Origin of the sequence: Janthinobacterium sp., assembly GCF_009923995.1 — a bacterium.
Lineage (GTDB): Bacteria > Pseudomonadota > Gammaproteobacteria > Burkholderiales > Burkholderiaceae_D > Janthinobacterium.
Window position 1 is genome coordinate 146,634 of sequence record NZ_RFSK01000004.1, and the last position, 16,939, is coordinate 163,572.

Consider the following 16,939-nt stretch of genomic DNA (forward strand, 5'->3'; position numbering starts at 1 on the left):
ACCTGCGGTAGTTGTATGAATACCATGTATTTCCTGATGGCATCATAGTACAAGTGCAGGCGGCGCACGCGGAACTTGTTGAACAGTTACACTTTTCTGGCGCCCTGCGGGGCGGGCAGCGCCGGTCTCGCCAGCACGAACACCAGCGCCGCCACCACGGCCGCCAGCGCGCCAGCAAGGTACAGCACGCTGGCAAAGCCGTCGATGAAGGCCTGGCGCGCCGCTTCCTGCGCCACGGCCCGCAGGGCGGGCGGCAGCTGGCCGAAGGCGTCGGCCGCGTTGCCGGCGACGATGCGCCCTATCATCTCGGGCGAGGCCTTCAGGCCGTGCAGCCACGCCAGCCGGTCGAACGAGGCGGCCGTGCGCATGGCCAGCACGGCGCCCAGGGCGCCCACGGCCAGCACGATGCCGACGAAGCGCGTGGTGGTGCTGATGCCCGAGCCCATGCCCGTGCGTTCGCGGGGGATGCAGGCGAGGATGGCTTTTTGCGTCGTGCCGTTGAGCAAGCCGGCGCCCGCCCCCGTCACCACCATGCCGGCCGCCACCCAGCCATATAACAGGCTGCCGGCGGCCAGGGCCGTGGCCACGTTGCCCACGGCGACGATCAGCAAGCCCGTCACGAGGATGCCGCGGTCGTCCAGGTGGCGCATGGCGCGCGGCGCCAGACGCGACAGCACCACCATGGCGACGGCAAAGGGCAGCATGGCGCAGCCGGCCAGCACGGCGGAAAAGCCGAATGCGTTCTGCAGGTACAGGGGTAAAAACGTCATCATCACCTGCGCCGCGATGGCGTAGCCGAACATGCCCAGCACGGCGCCCACGAAAACGCGGCGGCTAAACAGGGACAGATCGACCATCGGCGCCCGCTGGCGCCGTTCCACGGCGATGAACACGGCCAGCAGCGCGGCGCCGGCCAGAAAGCGCAGCAAGGTGGCGCGGCTGGACCAGCCCGCCACGCTGGCGTCGATCAGGCCCCAGATGATGCAGAACAGGCCGGCGGAAAACAGCAGCGCGCCCGCCGGGTCGAAACTGGCGTTGGAGGCATCCTGCGACTCGTCCACGTGCTTGCGCACCAGCAGCATCAAGATGGCGACGACGGGCAGGTTCAGATAGAAAATCCAGCGCCAGTTGATGGCGCTCGTGACGAGACCGCCCAGCAGCGGCGCCACCGTCATGGCCACGCCCATGGCCGCGCCCCACACGGACCAGGCCCGCGCCCGCTCCTGTTCCGCATGGAAGGTGTGGCCGATGACGGCCAGGGCGGACGTCAGCAGCAGCGCCGCGCCCAGGCCCTTGACGGCGCGCGCCACGTTGAGCACGAACGGCGTCCACGCCAGGCCGCACAGCAGGGAGGCCAGCGCGAACACGGCCAGGCCGCACAGCATCACCTTGCGGCGTCCCAGGCGGTCGGCGATGCTGCCAGCCGGCAACAGGAACGAGGCGAACGCCAGCATGTAGGCGCTGACCACCCATTCCACGTCGACGAAGCTGGCGTTCAGGCTGCGGGCGATCGAAGGCAGCGAGACGGCCACCACGTTGGTGTCGAGCATGATCAGGGCGCACACGCCCGAGCAGGTGTAGAGGGTCCAGTTGTTCTTCTTCATGCGCCGATTGTAAGCAGGTTGATGTTACTTCCTGTTATAAGATGATCGCCTTATAATTCACTCATGGTGAATACTGAAAAATCCCTGGAACTGCGGCATTTCCGCTGCGTGCTGGCCGTCGCGCACAGCCTGCACTTTGCGCGGGCCGCCGCGGAACTGGGCATCTCGCCGCCCGCCCTCACCAAGCAGGTGCAGGAAACGGAACAGCTGCTGGGCACGCGCCTGTTCCAGCGCAGCAAGCGCGCCGTGGCCCTGACGGCGGCCGGCGAGCTGTTCGTGCCGGAAGCGGCGCGTGCGCTGGAACAGCTGGCGCAGGCACAGGAAGCGGCGCGGCGGGCGGGACGGGGCGAGCTGGGACGGCTGGAGATCGGCTACGTGGCCTCGGCCGCCTATTCTGGCGTGCTGCAGGGCCAGTTTGCCCGCTTCCGCGCCAGCCACCCCGGCATCCGCATCAGCGCGCGCGAATACGCCATGGAGGCCCTGCCGGCACTGCTGGACCAGGGCCGGGTCGACCTGGCCTTCGTGCGCCCGCCCCTGCACTACCCGGACGGCATCGACAGCGTGGTGCTGCTGCGCGACCGCTTCGTGCTGGCCGTGCAGGCCAACAGCCCGCTGGCGCAACTAGATGTCGCCCGGCCTGGCGCGGCGCAGCCGGCCGCGCTGGCGCAGCAAGCCTTCATCGTGCCGGAACAGGAATGGGGAACATTGGAAGTGAGCCGGCGCGGCGGCTTTGCGGCGCAGGTGGCGTCGCGCCCCGGCAGCCTGGTGGCCGTGCTGACGGAAGTGTCGCTGGGCGTGGGCTGCGCCATCGTGCCCCACTCCGTGATGGCCAGCGTGCAACTGCCTGGCGTGGTCTTCCGCGAACTGGCGGGGCCGCAGATCAGATCGGAAATCGCGGCGGCCTTCCGCCGCCACGAACAGGCGCCCGCCGCGCGCGCCTTCATCGGGCAATTGCGCGCGGCGGCCCTGCCTGAAGATTAAGGGTCCAGTTCCGGCGCGGGCCGGCGCAGCGCCATGTGTTCCCACACGGCCACGAGGACCAGCACGCAGCTGGTGATGCAGGCCAGGGTCAGGGGCGCATACAGGCGTCCGTAAGCCATGGGGATCAGCGCCAGGATGATCAAGATGCCCAGCAGGTGCGACAGGGGCGGCGCGGCGCGGTCGCTGCTGACCCATTTGAACAGGGCATTGCCCAGCAGGTACAGGATCGGACCGCCCAGCAAGGCGCTGATGCCGGCGAAACTGGCTTCGTCCGGATGCACGAGGGCCAGTTCGTCGGCCACGGCGGACACGATCACGCCGCCCACGATCAGCACGTGGATGTAGGTGTAGGCCTTGCGCGCGATGCTGCCCGGGTCCTTCGCGTGGGCGATGCGGTGGTGGCCCGCCTCGGCGCCCGTGTCAAAATAGATCCACCACATGGCGATGCTGCCGACGAGGGCCGACAGGAAACCCAGCCAGTTGCCGGCCGTCCATTCGAGGCCGGCGAACGTGGCGCCCGTCACGAGCAGCGATTCGCCCAGGGCGATGATGACGAACAGGGCGCAGCGTTCGGCCATGTGGCCGCCGTCCACGTCCCAGTCGGCCGTCGACGACTGGCCCAGGCCCGGCACGCCGAAGCGCAGCCACGGGCCGGCCAGGTCGATCGCCAGGGCCGCGGCCCACCAGAACAGGCGCTGGCCAGGGTCGGCCAGGCCGCCGGCGATCCAGAAGATGCCCGAAAGCACGGCCCACAGGCTGATGCGCTGGAAGTTGCGCCGGCGCGACAGGGTATCGCCGCGCACGGCCCACCAGGCGAACAGGGGGCGCCCCACCTGCATGGCCACGTAGGCAAGCGCGAAGGCCAGGCCCCGCGTGCCGAACGCTTCGGGGATCGAGGCCGACATGAGCAGCCCGCCCAGCATCAGCACGAACAGGCTGACGCGCACGGGGATGCGCTCCGGGTCCAGCCAGTTGGTGATCCATGAGGTGAAGATCCACACCCACCAGACGGCCATCAGCAGCAGGCCCGTCTGCAGCCAGCCCATGGCGCTCAGGTGGCCCAGCAAGCCGTGCGACAGCTGCGTCACGGCAAACACGAACACGAGGTCGAAGAACAGCTCGATCATGCCCACCTTGCCGCTGTCCTGCCCGCCGCGCTTGCGCAACAGCGATTTTGTCAATTCCATAGCTACTCTTTCATCAATTCAATCCTGGCCGTACTGGCGATGCTGCCTTCGGCGGACGGCTCAGGCGCGTTGTAAACGCCACCACAAAAAACCGGCCAGCAAGGCTGGCACGGCAAAAATTACTGCAAAAATCGGTAGTTCCTCGGCCACGGTGTAGCCGGCCGCGAGCACGCCCACGGCCAGGTTGATGCCGGCGCCCAGCAGCCACAGGGGAATGAACGCCAGGGCCGCCTGCGCCATCGCGCCCCTGCCCCGTCCTACAAGCAAACACAGTGCCAGCAGCGCGAAGCCCGCGCCCATCACCAGTAAGGTATGCATCGCCATCCCTTTCGCCGGAATATCGTATCAAAATGCCATGCAGTTGATGCTAACGCATTTCCCCGGCGCCCGGCGCGATGGGCGGACGTGGCAAGTCTCAGACGGGCGTGGGCAGCGGCAGGCCGGCGAAATGCGCCGCCAGGTTGTCGACCACCAGCTGGCCCATCGCATGGCGCGTTTCCACGGTCAGGCTGCCCACGTGCGGCGTCAGCACCACGTTGGGCAAGGCGCGCAGGGCGGCGGGCACGCGGGGCTCGTCCGCAAACACGTCGAGGCCGGCAGCGCCCAGGTGGCCGTCCTGCAAGGCGGCGATCAGGGCCTCCTCGTCGACGAGGGCGCCGCGGGCGATATTGATCAGGGTGCCTTGCGGCCCCAGCGCATCGAGCACGGTGCGGTCGATGATCTTGCGCGTGGCGGGCGTGCCCGGTGCGCAGACGATCAAATAGTCGCTTTCCTGCGCCAGGGCCAGCAGGGATTCGGCGCGCGGCACGTCGGTGCCGGCAATGGCGCGCGGCTGAAAGTAGCGCACGTGGACGCCAAAGACGGCCAGGCGCAGCGCGATGGCTTGCCCGATCTGGCCGAAGCCGAAGATGCCGGCCGTCTTGCCGCGCAGGCTGGACGCGGGGGCGATGGCTTCGCGGCGTTCCCAGCCGCCGTCCCGCACGTAACGGTCGAGCGCGGCGATGTGGCGGGCGCTGGCCAGCAGCAGGCCCAGGGCGATGTCGGCCACGTCGTCCGTCAGCACGTTCGGCGTGGTGGTGACGGCGATGCCGCGCGCCCGTGCCTCGTCGAGCGCCACGCCATCGAGGCCGACGCCGTTGACGGCGATGATTTCCAGGGCGGGCAGCAAGGCCATGTCCGCGGCGTTCAGGCCCAGCGCGCCCGTCGTGACGACGGCGCGGATGGCCGGCGCCCGCGCGGCCAGCCAGGCATGGCGCGCGTCCGGCGCCACTTGCCAGGCGTGATGGCAGGCGTACTGTGCTTCCAGCTGCGCGTTGACGGCAGCCGAGGGGCTGGGGGCGAGAATGAGGATATCGGGTGGCATGGGCGTCCAGGGTGGGGTAGGCATGGTTGCAGACGCAACTTAGCATATTTGACGCCCCGCCGGGGAAGGCCGCCCCGGAATCGCCATGAAAACCCTGCTCCGGGCACGGTCTTTGCGTGCGCCGCCGTGCCGCCGCCTGTCCCGCCAGGCGCCGCCGCCTGCGGGATCAGGCGACTAGCCCGGGCAAGGCACGCGTTTCAGCTTGCCGCCCGTCTTGAACGGATCGGCGCCCGCGCCCGGGTTCTCGCCCATGGCGTAGCAGGTCGAACCGCCCGGCGTGCGCACGCGCGAGGCGGGCCGGCCATCGGCCGTCAGATAGTCTTCCACCGTCAGCACGGGACCGCCGCGCCAGGCCGAGCCCAGCTGCTTCTGGAATGCCGAGTCGCTCGCCAGGTCCGCCGCGGCCAGCCACGGCTTGTCTTTCTTCAGCTCGGCCCGCAGCGCCTTGTCGGCGGCGCCCGCCGCCTGGCGCGCGCGCGTGCGCAAGTCTTCCCCGGACACGGCAGGCAGTTCGGCGGCAGGCACGGTGATCGCTTCGGCGGTGACGGGAGCCGCCTCGGGCTGCGCCGGCGCTGGCGCAGCCCGAGGCGCGGCGGGCGCCACGGCCCGCGCGCGCGGCATGGGCATCGGCAAGGGCATGGGCGGCGTCGCCGGCAGCGGCCGGGGCGGCATCAGCGTCATGAAGGCCACTTCCGTGTACTGCTTCAGCTGCCGCGCCGGCAAGAGCAGGAAATACAGGCCCAGCACGTGCATGGCCAGGATCAGCGCGACGGCCGCGCCTTTCGCGCTGAAGCGCCAGGTGCGGTGCGGGGAAGCGGGCTGGTCTTGGTCGGGCATGGGCAACAACATCCGGTGGGCGCAGTGCGCGATGCCACAGTGTAACGATCATGGCGCGAACGTGTTAATCAATCCGCAAGGTATCGCCTGGCGCGCCTTTTTTCTGCAAAATCCGGTGCCTGCCGCCCGCCCTGTTGCGCGGCGCGTCATTTTTTTACCGCCGGACGCGCCATTGCCCGCGCTTTCCGGCCGGGAGGAATATAATGATAATCATTCTCATTACTATCGAACAACACCATGCGCACCTTCCAGCTCGTCCCCACCCCGTTCGCCCTGGCCGCCTTCCTGCTGGCCAGCGCCGCCGCCCACGCCCAGACCACCGCCGACGCCGACGCCGACGCGCAGACCATGCCGACCGTGGTCGTGAGCGCCTCGGCCGACGCCTCGGCGGAAGGCTTGTCGAAAGCGTATGCGGGCGGCCAGGTGGCGCGCGGCGGACGCATGGGCATCCTCGGTGCCGTGGACATGATGGCCTCGCCATTCGGCAGCACCAGTTATACGCAGCAATTTATTGCCGACCAGCAGGCGCGCAGCGTGGGCGACCTGCTGCAAAGCGACGCGGCCGTGCGCATGTCGCGCGGCTACGGCAATTTCCAGGAAGTGTATGTGATCCGCGGCTTCGCCCTCGATTCCGACGACGTGGCGTATAACGGCCTGTACGGCGTGCTGCCGCGCCAGTACGTCTCGCCGGAACTGCTCGAGCGCGTGGAAGTGTTCCGTGGCGCCAGCGCCTTCCTGAACGGCGCGGCGCCGGGCGGCAGCGGCATCGGCGGCGCCATCAACCTGATGCCCAAGCGGGCCGGCAACGCGCCCCTGACGGAGCTGACGGTGGGCGTGGAATCGGGCGGCCACGCCTATGCGGCCATCGACGTGGCGCGCCGCTTCGGCGAAAACAGGGAGTTCGGCGTGCGCGTGAATGCCGCCAAGCGCCAGGGCGAGACGAGCATCCGGCGCGAAGACCACGACGTGGGCATGTTCTCCGTCGGCCTCGACTATCGCGGCCGCAACGTCCGCCTGTCGGCCGACGCCGGCTACCAGAACTTCGACCTGACGGCGCCGCGCCCGTCCGTCAACATCGGCCGCGTGGCCACCCTGCCCGACGCGCCGGACGCATCGCAGAATTTCGCCCAGCCCTGGAGCTACTCGAAGGAACACGATGTCTTCGGCACGGCGCGCGCCGAAGTCGACCTGGCCAGGGACGTCGTGGCCTGGGCCGCGTTCGGCAGCCGCTCGACGAAGGAATCGAACAGCCTGGCCGAGCCGGCCTTGACCTCCGTCAATGGCGACGCCAGCGTGTACCGCTTCGACAATGCGCGCAAACAGGAAATCCGCACGGGCGAACTGGGCCTGCGCGGCAAGGCCTGGACGGGCGCCGTGCAGCATACGCTGGTGGCCAGCTGGTCCGGCCACTGGAATGAGGCGAAGAATGCCTACGCCATCAGCGACTATGCGGGCTTGCCGACGAATATCTACCGTCCCGTGGACGTGGCCATGCCGCTCACCCTGGCGGCGAACTCGGGCGGCGTGATGAGCGATCCCCGCCTCACGCAGCGCACCATCCTCAGCAGCTTCGCCGTGGCCGACACCATGGCCTTCCTCGACGACAGCGTGCTGCTGACGGTGGGCGCGCGCCACCAGCAGATCAAGGATACGGGCTATGCCTACGGCACGGCCGTGCAGTCCGGTCCCACCTACGACAAGAGCGCCACCACGCCCGTGGCCGGCATCGTCTACAAGGCCAGCAGGCAGGTGTCGCTGTACGCCAACTACATCGAGGCGCTGGTGAAAGGCCCCGTGGCCAGCGGCACCTATTTCGACGGCACGACGGACCAGCTGGTGAGCAACCATGGCGAAGTGTTTGCGCCATACAAGTCCCGGCAAAAGGAAATCGGCATCAAGTATGACGGCGGCCGGCTGGGCATGAGCGCGGCCCTGTTCTCCACGGCCAAGCCCTTGCCAGCCATCGTCGGCACGCGCGCCACCCTGTCGGGCGAGCAGCGCAACCAGGGCCTGGAACTGTCCGTCTTCGGCGCGCCCGTGGCGGGCGTGCGCCTGCTGGGCGGCCTGACGTGGCTGGACACGGAACAGCGCGACACGGACAAGCCGCTCAACAACGGCAAGCACGCCATCGGCGCGCCGAAGGTGCAGGCCAGCGCGGGCGGCGAATGGGACGTGCCCGGCGCGCCCGGCCTGAGCCTGAACGCCCGCGCCGTCTACACGGCGACGCAGTACGCGGACCTGGCCAACACCAAGGAGCTGCCCTCGTGGACGCGCCTGGACATCGGCGCGCGCTACCTGACGCAGCTGGCGGGGCACGACGTGACCTTGCGCGCGCGCATCGACAACGTGGCCGACCGCAGCTACTGGGCTTCCGCCGTGTCTTCCTTCGATGCGGGCAGCCTCGTGCTGGCCGCGCCGCGCACGGTCGTCGTCTCGGCCAGCATCGCGTTCTAAGTGCCGTTCTGAGCGCCGTTCCAGGAGCTTGTTGCAGGCTGCCCTTTCCCGGGCAGCCTTTTTTTCGCGTGCGCACCTGTGCCGCAGGGCCCGCCTGGGCGACAATGCCCGCATGAGACTGCCTGCCCTGTTGTTCCTTCTCGCCCTGGCCGCGCCGGCGGCTGCCCAGCAGCAAGCCGCCTGCCCCTACGCCGCCTGGAAAAGCGGTTTCAAGGGCGATGCGCGGGCGCAAGCCACGTGTTTGCTGCGCCCCGTCAAGTTGTATGCGCGCCTGGGCGCCAGCGCGCCCCTGCCCGGCTTTCTCGACAGCCACGTGGGCCGGCGCACGGACATCGCCCCGGCCACAGTGCGCGCCTGGCTGGCGCAGCAGGGCATCGCCGAGGCGGACGCGGGCGGCGCCGTCGACGCGCCCCTGTCGCGTGCCACGGGCCGGCTGGCGGCGCCCGCGGCCCGCTATTTCGTCATCCACGACACGAGCTACCCGAATTTCCTGCTAGAACCCATTCCCGCCCACATCAACGAGGCCGGCTGGGAATTCAATGACTTCAAGGTGCGCCATCCCGCGCCGGGCGGCGGGCCGAAAGGCCACGTCTACGTCAATCGCCTGGGCGATTCCGTGCAGGTGCGCGACTTCGGCACGCCCGGCTACGCCAGCAAGCTGGAAAAGGACAAGCCCTCGCTGACGGGCCTGTTCCTGCACGTGGAACTGGTACAGCCGCGCAACTCCGTGCCGGGCGGCGGCAAGGGCAACGACGGCCTGGCGCCCGAGCCGGGCTTTACCCCAGCGCAATATGACCGCCTGGCCCTGCTGTATGTGGCCGCCAGCGTGCGCAAGGGCACGTGGCTGATCCCCGCCTTCCACGCCGTGCTCGACACGGGCTACGCGAATGGCCACGACGACCCGCAGAATTTCTCCCTGAGCGCCTGGTCGCAAGCGCTCGAACACCTGCACGGGACGCTTGCCGGCCGGACGCCATGAAGAAATCCGCTCGGGCTTGCTGGCCGCCGGGAAGGCTGCTGTTGGCCTATTGTGTGGAAAAGGCGAACGGCAACCTGCCCCTGTCCGCTTGACACCTCATTGGCCCGATGCGGGCACGCCTCTTGGCCGCAGCGCATACGCGAACGCACCTACGGCGAGTCCCGTGATGGTGCCTCCCACGGTGGTTCTCAGCGGCGCTTCATCAAACAGTACCAGGAACGGCACCAGTGCGCCGATGGAACAAGCAATCCATGATCGAAGCGAGTCGAATCTCTGCAGCAAAAAATACAGTGGCAAGCCAACGACTGCGATGCCGATAAATGAAACAGGCACGCCCAGCAGAAAACCGAACACGAGACCGCTGCCCAGGTCGCTCGCCATGCCCGCATCGGAACTGCCCAATCCCGTGACAGCCAAGGCCGGTACGCTCGCAAATGGCGCCAGCAGCAAAGACCCCCATGGCATCGCATAGCGTTCCTGACCTCTGGTCATTCCCTATCTCCCTTTACTTCCGGCATCCCGGCCGCTTGCGGACGTAAGCAGCTGCATGATGACGAATAATTTCCTTTTAGGCAAATCCGGAGTGCCTGTTGCGCCGGAACCGGCCCGCCCCGCCCGTCGCTTGCGGCCCCGCCCCCATAACTGACAATCCATGCACCAAGTCGGTGCAACAGGGGCCTTTCCGCCACAAAAGTGGTCATCTTTACACATTCTCCCGTGCGTGGCACTGGCATGATTTCTGCTGAGCTATAGTCAGACTTGGCTCAAGGGAAATCACAACATGGCAAATTTTTTCAATGAAATGACTGCGGATGAAGTGGGGACGGACAGCAAGGTACGTGAACACTATCGTGAGTTTGACAGCTGGCTGGCGCAGCAATCCCCGGAGACCATCGCCCGCAAGCGGGCCGAAGCTGACCTGACGTTCCGCCGCGTCGGCATCACCTTTGCCGTGTATGGCGACGATGCCGGCACGGAACGCCTGATTCCCTTCGACACCATCCCCCGCATCATCCCCGCCGCCGAGTGGGCGCAGATGCAGACGGGTCTCGTGCAGCGCGTGCAAGCCTTGAACATGTTCATCCATGATATCTATCATGAACAAAACATCATCAAGGCGGGCATCATTCCCGCCGAGCAAATCTACAAGAATGCCCAGTACCGCCCGGAAATGCAGGGCATCGCCGTCGCTTCCGACATTTACGCCCACATCGCGGGCGTGGACATCGTGCGCGCCGGCCAGGGCGAATTCTATGTACTGGAAGACAATTTACGTGTGCCGTCCGGCGTGTCCTACATGCTGGAAGACCGCAAGATGATGATGCGCCTGTTCCCGGAACTGTTCGCGCGCAACCGCATCGCCCCCGTCGACCACTATCCGGACATGCTGCTCGACAACCTGCGCTCCGTCGCGCCCATGGGCGTGGACGACCCCACGGTGGTCGTCATGACGCCCGGCATGTACAACTCGGCCTACTTCGAACACGCCTTTTTGGCCCAGCAGATGGGCGTGGAACTGGTGGAAGGCAAGGATCTGTTCGTCAACGACAACTCTGTCTACATGCGCACCACGCGGGGACCGAAGCGCGTGGACGTCATCTACCGCCGCGTGGACGACGATTTCCTCGACCCGCTGGCCTTCCGCTCCGACTCGTCCCTGGGCGTGCCGGGCCTGCTGTCCGTCTATCGCGCCGGAAGGGTCACGCTGGCGAACGCCATCGGCACGGGCGTGGCCGACGACAAGTCCATCTACCCATTTGTTCCCGACATGATCAGGTTCTACCTGTCGCAGGAACCGATCTTGAACAACGTGCCCACCTACCAGTGCCGCAAACCGGCCGACCTGTCCTACGTGCTGGCAAACCTGCCGAAACTGGTCGTCAAGGAAGTGCACGGCGCGGGCGGCTACGGCATGCTGGTGGGGCCGGCGTCCAGCCTGGCGCAGATCGAGGACTTCCGCCAGCGCCTGCTGGCCAATCCGGGCGGCTACATCGCCCAGCCCACCCTCGCCCTGTCCGCCTGCCCCACCTACGTGGAAGCCGGCATCGCGCCGCGCCACATCGATCTGCGCCCATTCGTGCTGTCCGGCAAGACCATTTCCATGGTGCCGGGCGGCCTGACCCGCGTGGCCCTGGGCGAAGGCTCGCTGGTGGTCAATTCCTCGCAGGGCGGCGGCACCAAGGACACGTGGGTGCTGGAACCCGCCTCATCGGAAGAAGGAGAAAAAACATGCTGAGCCGTACCGCCGATCATTTGTTCTGGATGGCCCGCTACACGGAGCGGGCGGAAAACACGGCGCGCATGCTCGACGTCAACATGCAGACCTCCATGCTGCCCCAGTCCGAGCAGGATGCGGAACAGGGCTGGCGCGCCACCCTGGGCATTTCCGAGCTGCAAAGCGCCTACGACCACAAATATGGCCGCTTCCACACGCGCGACGTGCTCGACTTCATGGTGCGCGACCCGAACAACCCGTCTTCCATCCTCGCCTGCCTGACGGGCGCGCGCGAAAACGCCCGCGCCGTGCGGGGCACCCTGACGACGGAAGTGTGGGAAATCCAGAACGCCACCTGGCTCGACATGCAGAAGCGCCTGAAGAGCAATCTGCTGGAAACGGACCCCAGCGCCTTCTTCGAATGGGTGAAATACCGCTCGCACCTGTCGCGCGGCGTGACCCTGGGCACCATGCTGAAGGACGAAGCCATCCATTTCATCCGCCTGGGCACCTTCCTGGAGCGGGCCGACAACACGGCGCGCATCCTCGACGTGAAGTTCCACGGCGCGCGCGACACGTCGAAAGACGTGGCCCAGCGCGATTTCTACTACTGGGCGGCCCTGCTGCGCTCCGTTTCCGGCTTCGAGATCTACCGCAAGGTCTACCGCGACGTCATCACCCCGGCGCGGGTGGCGGAACTGCTGATGCTGCGCGGCGACATGCCCCGTTCCCTGCTCGCCTGCATGGATGACGTGGTGGAAAATCTGAAACATATCCGCAACGACGTGTCGGCCGATACGGAACGCTTCGCCGGCAAACTGCACGCCGGGTTAAAATTCGGCCATATCGACGACATCATGAAGGCTGGCTTGCACCATACATTGACGCAATTTTTGGAAAACATCTATGACCTGGGCAACCGGGTCAGCCGCGACTTCCTCGTTCCCCTGGCGGCCTGATGCAGCTCACCATCCGCCACGCTACCCATTACGCCTACAGTGCGCCGCTGGCCTACACCATCCAGCAGCTGCACCTGACGCCGCGCAGCGAGCCGCAGCAGCGCGCCCTGTCCTGGCACATCGCCACGCCGGGCCAGTGCCACGCCTACACGGATGCCTACGGCAACCTGTCGCACATGCTGACCATCAATGGCAGCCACCAGTCCCTGAGCCTGGTGGCGCATGGCGTGGTGGAAACCATCTACCCGCACAAGGGACGGCTGAACCTGGTCGATACCTTGTCGCCGCTGTTGTTTACCATGCCGACGCCCCTGACCCAGGCCAACCCCGCCATCCTCGACCTGACGGCCGCCAGCCTGCCGGACCGCCGGGTGACGGCGGGCACGGGGCATTTGCTGCGCCTGGCCGAGCACATCGTCGGCAAGGTGGCCTATGAGAGCGGCGCCACCATGGTCACCACCACGGCGGGCGACGCCCTGGCCCTGGGACGCGGCGTGTGCCAGGACCACGCCCATCTGTTCCTCGCCTGCTGCCACGCCTGGGGCATCCCGGCCCGCTACGTGTCCGGCTACATCGATCCGGGCACGACGGGCCACGCGGCCAGCCACGCCTGGGTCGATGCCTGGACGGAAGACACGGATTTCGCGGGCTGGGTCAGCATCGACGTGACCCATGCGCGGCTGATGACGGATGCCTACTGCCGCCTGGCCATCGGGCGCGACTACGATTCAGCCGCGCCCGTGCGCGGCGTGCGCCAGGGCGGCGGCACGGAAACCTTACGCGTCGACGTGCAGATCGTGCCCGTGTAAACACGCCAGGAACGAGGCTGGCCGGGCCTTGCGGCAGGATGAGCAGGCCCGGCTGGTGTAGAATGCTTCCCCTTTGACTGAATTTGCTACGATGACTTATTGCATAGGCGTGCGCCTCAACGAAGGCCTGGTCTTCCTGTCCGACTCCCGCACCAACGCCGGCGTGGACCAGGTGGGCACCTTCCGCAAGATGAGCGTGTTCGAGAACCCGGGCGACCGCATGCTGGTATTGATGACAGCAGGAAACTTGTCGATCTCGCAAGCCATCCGCCAGCTCGTGTCCGAACACGTGGATGGGGACGGGCGCAGCATCTGGAACGTGACCAGCATGTACGACGCGGCCCGCATCGTGGGCGAAGCCGTGCGCACCGTGCACCAGCGCGAAGCGAAGGCCCTGGCCGAGTGCGGCATCGATTTCAACGTCAGCATCATCCTGGGCGGGCAGATCCAGGCGGAGCGCTGCCGGCTGTTCCAGGTGTATGCGGCCGGAAACTTCATCGAATCGCACGATGAAAACACGTATTTCCAGATCGGCGAGGCGAAATACGGCAAGCCCATCATCGACCGCGTCATCAATCCCTACACGCGCCTGGACGAGGCGGCCAAGTGCGCGCTCATTTCCATGGATTCCACCCTGCGCTCGAACATTTCCGTCGGCTTGCCGCTGGACTTGCTCGTCTACGAGACGGACAGCCTGGCCGTCACGCGCTTCGTCACCATCGATGAAAAGAACCAGTATTTCCGCATGATCCGCGACACGTGGGGCGAACAGCTGAAACACGTGTTCGAAGGCATCGCCGATCCCGTGTGGAACGCGGCGCCGGAGACCACCACGAACGTGCTGTCATCGACGAATATGCACAGCAAGCCCGTGCGCGTGGCCATCCCCGAGCACGCGAGCCGCGGCGGCGTGACGGCCGCCCCGCTGCAATCGCTGGCGCAGCAGTTCCAAGGCGGCAAGCAACATTGATCTGCCCCGCGCTGCCTGCGCGCGGTGCTGGACAAGTCGCTTTCCGCGTGCTTTTATGGCAATATGGGTTGACAAGCTATCCATACTGAACGGAAAGGCAGGTGGCGCATGGACTTGATCACTTCCGCCGTCGTCGCGGCCATCGAACATGGCGCGCCCGGCCATGCGCCCGAGGCCGTCGCGGCCCACTACCGGCAGATCAGGACGGCCATCGCCAAGTTCGACGGCGCCGCCGCCGTCCTGGCCGCCATCGACGCCCTGGAAGCGGACCCCGGTTCCGTGCCGCTGCAGCTGGCCCTGTCCGCCGCCCTGGCCACGGCGAAGGTGCCGGACGACATGGAAACCCTGTTCGCCGCGCAAGGCTTGTTCGATGCGCTGCAGCGGCCGTCAGCGGCCGTTCCCCCGGCACCCGACGCCGTCGCCGTGCCCGCCCCGGCCGACAAGAACGCCATCGTCTCCAATTACGCCGTCGTCAAAGTGTATTTCGCCACGGACCGCCAGCGCGACGTGGGCAAGCCGCCGGCCCGGCGCTTCAGCGGCCAGCGCAGCACGGGCATGAGCAGCGGCAATGGCGGGGGCGACGGACCGCTCAGCTATGGCAGCTGCGACATCAGCATTCCGCGCGACCACCGCATGGGCCAGCTGGAATCGCCGTCGCTGTGGCGCCTGGAATTTCGCGAAGACCCGGCCAAGCACGTGGTGCTGCTGGCCGCCGACGTGCAGGACCGCGAGAATTTCTTTGCCGCCTTGAAGACGCAGGTGCGCGCCTCGGCCGGCAAGAGCGCCTTCGTGTTTGTGCACGGCTTCAACGTGAGTTTCGAGGATGCGGCGCGGCGCACGGGACAGATGGCCTACGACCTGGGCTTCGATGGCGCGCCCGTCTTCTACAGCTGGCCGTCGCAGGGCGACATCGCCGGCTACACCATCGATGAAAACAACATCGAATGGAGCACGCCGCACATCACGGCCTTCCTGGCCGACTTTCTTGCCAGCACGGACGCGGCGCAAGTGTACCTGGTGGGCCACAGCATGGGCAGCCGCGGCCTGACGCGGGCCGTGGCCGACCTGCTGGCCGCGCAGCCGCTGCTGGCGCAAAAGATCACGGAAGTCATCCTGTCCGCGCCCGACATCGACGCGGCCATCTTCAAGCACGATATCGCGCCGAAACTGGCCGGCGGGCGCAATCCCGTCACCCTGTACGCCTCGTCGCAGGACCTGGCCCTGGCCGCCTCGAAGGCCGTGCACGGCTACCCGCGCGCGGGCGACAGCGGCGCCGGCATGCTCATCGTGGCCGGCGTGGAAACCATCGACGCCACCGGGGTGGACACGAGCTTCATGAAGCACTCCTACTTTGCGGAAAAGCGCTCGGCCCTGTCCGACATGTTTTATCTGATACGCAACAATGCGCGCGCCGACCAGCGCTTTCTCGACCCCGTCGACACGCCGGCGGGCCGCTACTGGACGTTCAAACCATGACGCGGGTTCATGCTTCGGAGCACGCATGCTAAGATACGGCCATGAGGGTGCCGAAGGCACGGCGATCACGCCGCCCGCCCGTCCATCCGTAAGCAGGCCATATTATGTTGACATCTTCTTCTACACCGCACGCCGAATCGCTGATCCGCAACACCAACGCCCGCGTCACCAAGACGCGCGTGAAGGTGCTCGACTTTTTGATGGCGCAAAGCCGCTCGCTGACCCACCATGAAATCCAGCAGGCGCTGTCGCAGGACAGCGATATCGATTCCGTCACCCTGTACCGGGTGCTGGAATGGCTGACGGAAAATGAACTGGTGCACCGCATCGCCGGTGCCGACCAGGTGTGGCGCTTCAGCGCGGGCGCCGGCCACCAGGCGCACGAACATGCGCATTTCCAGTGCACCAAGTGCGCCAACGTCACCTGCTTCAATGAAGTCAAGCTGCCCACGCCCGTGGCCCTGCCGGAAGGCTTCAGCGGCGACGAAGTCGATTACCTGATCAAGGGCCTGTGCCCGCGCTGCAAGTAAGTCTCCCTGACATCACCTGAGCAGCAGTGCCAGGTGATGCTCGTCATAGAACAGCTCGCCCACGCGCATGGAGCGCGGCTCCGTGCCGTAGCGGATAAAGCCCAGCGATTCATATAGTTGTCGCGCAGAATTGTTTTCCGCGTTCACGCTCAAATGCACTTGCAGGATGGCCGGGTCGCGCTCGGCCTGGTCGATGCAGGCATTGACGAGCCGCCGCGCCACGCCCCTGCCCCGCTGCGGCACGTCGACGAAGACGCCCCACAGCACGGCCTTGTGCGACAGCTGGCGCAGCGCTTCGCGGCGCAAGCCCGCAAAGCCCACGAGGCGTTCGCCGTCGAAGGCGCCGAAGGCCCGCTGCTGCGGGCCGCCCGCGATGCGCTGGGCGTGCTCGTCCGGCGTGCGGGCCAGCTCATCCTCGCGCGAGGAGGAAAACGAGCTGGGCGAATCGAGGATGGCGCGCAGGCGCAGCGCGCAAAAGGCGGCGGCGTCGGCTGGCGTCAGCAGGCGGATGGCGATGTCGGTGGCGGGCATGGCGGGACTCGGGAGTTTTTTTCCATTATACCCACGCCCTGGCC

16 protein-coding genes are annotated in these 16,939 nt (G+C 66.9%); 9 read left to right on the top strand and 7 right to left on the bottom strand.

Translation table 11 applies throughout. The features are described 5' to 3' along the window. Positions 1–86 precede the first annotated feature (86 nt). Entirely contained in the window at positions 87–1,604 is a 1,518-nt protein-coding gene (locus EBS11_RS03550; protein ID WP_290600596.1) for an MFS transporter, read from the bottom strand. Positions 1,605–1,667: 63 nt separating this feature from the next. Here EBS11_RS03550 and EBS11_RS03555 point away from each other — a divergent pair, with 63 nt between their 5' ends. Further along, a complete protein-coding gene (locus EBS11_RS03555; RefSeq protein WP_290600598.1) occupies positions 1,668–2,585 on the top strand; it encodes a LysR family transcriptional regulator in 918 nt (305 codons plus the stop codon). Here EBS11_RS03555 and EBS11_RS03560 read toward each other — a convergent pair. From EBS11_RS03560 to EBS11_RS03575, 4 genes are all read right to left on the bottom strand, one after another. Continuing rightward, on the bottom strand, positions 2,582–3,772 hold the full coding sequence (locus EBS11_RS03560; protein WP_290600600.1) for a low temperature requirement protein A: 1,191 nt from the start codon (positions 3,770–3,772) through the stop codon (positions 2,582–2,584). The genes EBS11_RS03555 and EBS11_RS03560 overlap by 4 nt on opposite strands. Positions 3,773–3,832: 60 nt before the next feature. Beyond that, a complete protein-coding gene (locus EBS11_RS03565) occupies positions 3,833–4,090 on the bottom strand; it encodes a hypothetical protein (RefSeq protein ID WP_290600602.1) in 258 nt (85 codons plus the stop codon). Positions 4,091–4,187: 97 nt separating this feature from the next. Then, positions 4,188–5,135: a 2-hydroxyacid dehydrogenase gene (locus EBS11_RS03570; protein WP_290600650.1), complete on the bottom strand. Its 948-nt coding sequence runs from the start codon at positions 5,133–5,135 to the stop codon at positions 4,188–4,190. 174 nt (positions 5,136–5,309) lie between these two features. Further along, positions 5,310–5,972, bottom strand: coding sequence for a hypothetical protein (locus EBS11_RS03575; RefSeq protein ID WP_290600604.1), 663 nt, complete (start codon positions 5,970–5,972; stop codon positions 5,310–5,312). Between the two features lie 237 nt (positions 5,973–6,209). On the opposite strand from EBS11_RS03575, the gene EBS11_RS03580 reads away from it, so the two are divergent. Together EBS11_RS03580 and EBS11_RS03585 are read left to right on the top strand one after the other, a co-directional pair. Beyond that, positions 6,210–8,426: a TonB-dependent receptor gene (locus EBS11_RS03580; protein WP_290600606.1), complete on the top strand. Its 2,217-nt coding sequence runs from the start codon at positions 6,210–6,212 to the stop codon at positions 8,424–8,426. Between the two features lie 112 nt (positions 8,427–8,538). Then, the gene (locus EBS11_RS03585; protein WP_290600608.1) at positions 8,539–9,405 is read left to right on the top strand and encodes a hypothetical protein; all 867 of its coding nucleotides are present in this window, start codon (positions 8,539–8,541) and stop codon (positions 9,403–9,405) included. A gap of 96 nt (positions 9,406–9,501) precedes the next feature. Here the strand turns inward: EBS11_RS03585 and EBS11_RS03590 are convergent, their stop codons facing one another. Continuing rightward, positions 9,502–9,897, bottom strand: a complete 396-nt coding sequence (locus EBS11_RS03590; protein ID WP_290600610.1) for a hypothetical protein — start codon at positions 9,895–9,897, stop codon at positions 9,502–9,504. A gap of 289 nt (positions 9,898–10,186) precedes the next feature. On the opposite strand from EBS11_RS03590, the gene EBS11_RS03595 reads away from it, so the two are divergent. From EBS11_RS03595 to EBS11_RS03620, 6 genes are all read left to right on the top strand, one after another. Then, the gene (locus tag EBS11_RS03595) at positions 10,187–11,641 is read left to right on the top strand and encodes a circularly permuted type 2 ATP-grasp protein (RefSeq protein ID WP_290600611.1); all 1,455 of its coding nucleotides are present in this window, start codon (positions 10,187–10,189) and stop codon (positions 11,639–11,641) included. Continuing rightward, the gene (locus tag EBS11_RS03600; protein WP_290600612.1) at positions 11,635–12,579 is read left to right on the top strand and encodes an alpha-E domain-containing protein; all 945 of its coding nucleotides are present in this window, start codon (positions 11,635–11,637) and stop codon (positions 12,577–12,579) included. Before EBS11_RS03595 ends, EBS11_RS03600 begins: the two co-directional genes overlap by 7 nt. Beyond that, positions 12,579–13,388, top strand: a complete 810-nt coding sequence (locus tag EBS11_RS03605; RefSeq protein WP_290600613.1) for a transglutaminase family protein — start codon at positions 12,579–12,581, stop codon at positions 13,386–13,388. The genes EBS11_RS03600 and EBS11_RS03605 overlap by 1 nt, the downstream gene beginning before the upstream one ends. A 91-nt stretch (positions 13,389–13,479) precedes the next feature. Beyond that, complete coding sequence (locus tag EBS11_RS03610) at positions 13,480–14,358, top strand: peptidase (RefSeq protein ID WP_290600614.1); 879 nt, start codon at positions 13,480–13,482, stop codon at positions 14,356–14,358. A 108-nt stretch (positions 14,359–14,466) separates the two neighbouring features. Beyond that, positions 14,467–15,834, top strand: coding sequence for an alpha/beta fold hydrolase (locus EBS11_RS03615; protein WP_290600616.1), 1,368 nt, complete (start codon positions 14,467–14,469; stop codon positions 15,832–15,834). Between the two features lie 104 nt (positions 15,835–15,938). Next, positions 15,939–16,364, top strand: coding sequence for a transcriptional repressor (locus EBS11_RS03620; protein WP_290600617.1), 426 nt, complete (start codon positions 15,939–15,941; stop codon positions 16,362–16,364). A 12-nt stretch (positions 16,365–16,376) separates the two neighbouring features. Here the strand turns inward: EBS11_RS03620 and EBS11_RS03625 are convergent, their stop codons facing one another. Then, entirely contained in the window at positions 16,377–16,895 is a 519-nt protein-coding gene (locus EBS11_RS03625) for a GNAT family N-acetyltransferase (RefSeq protein ID WP_290600619.1), read from the bottom strand. Positions 16,896–16,939 lie beyond the last annotated feature (44 nt).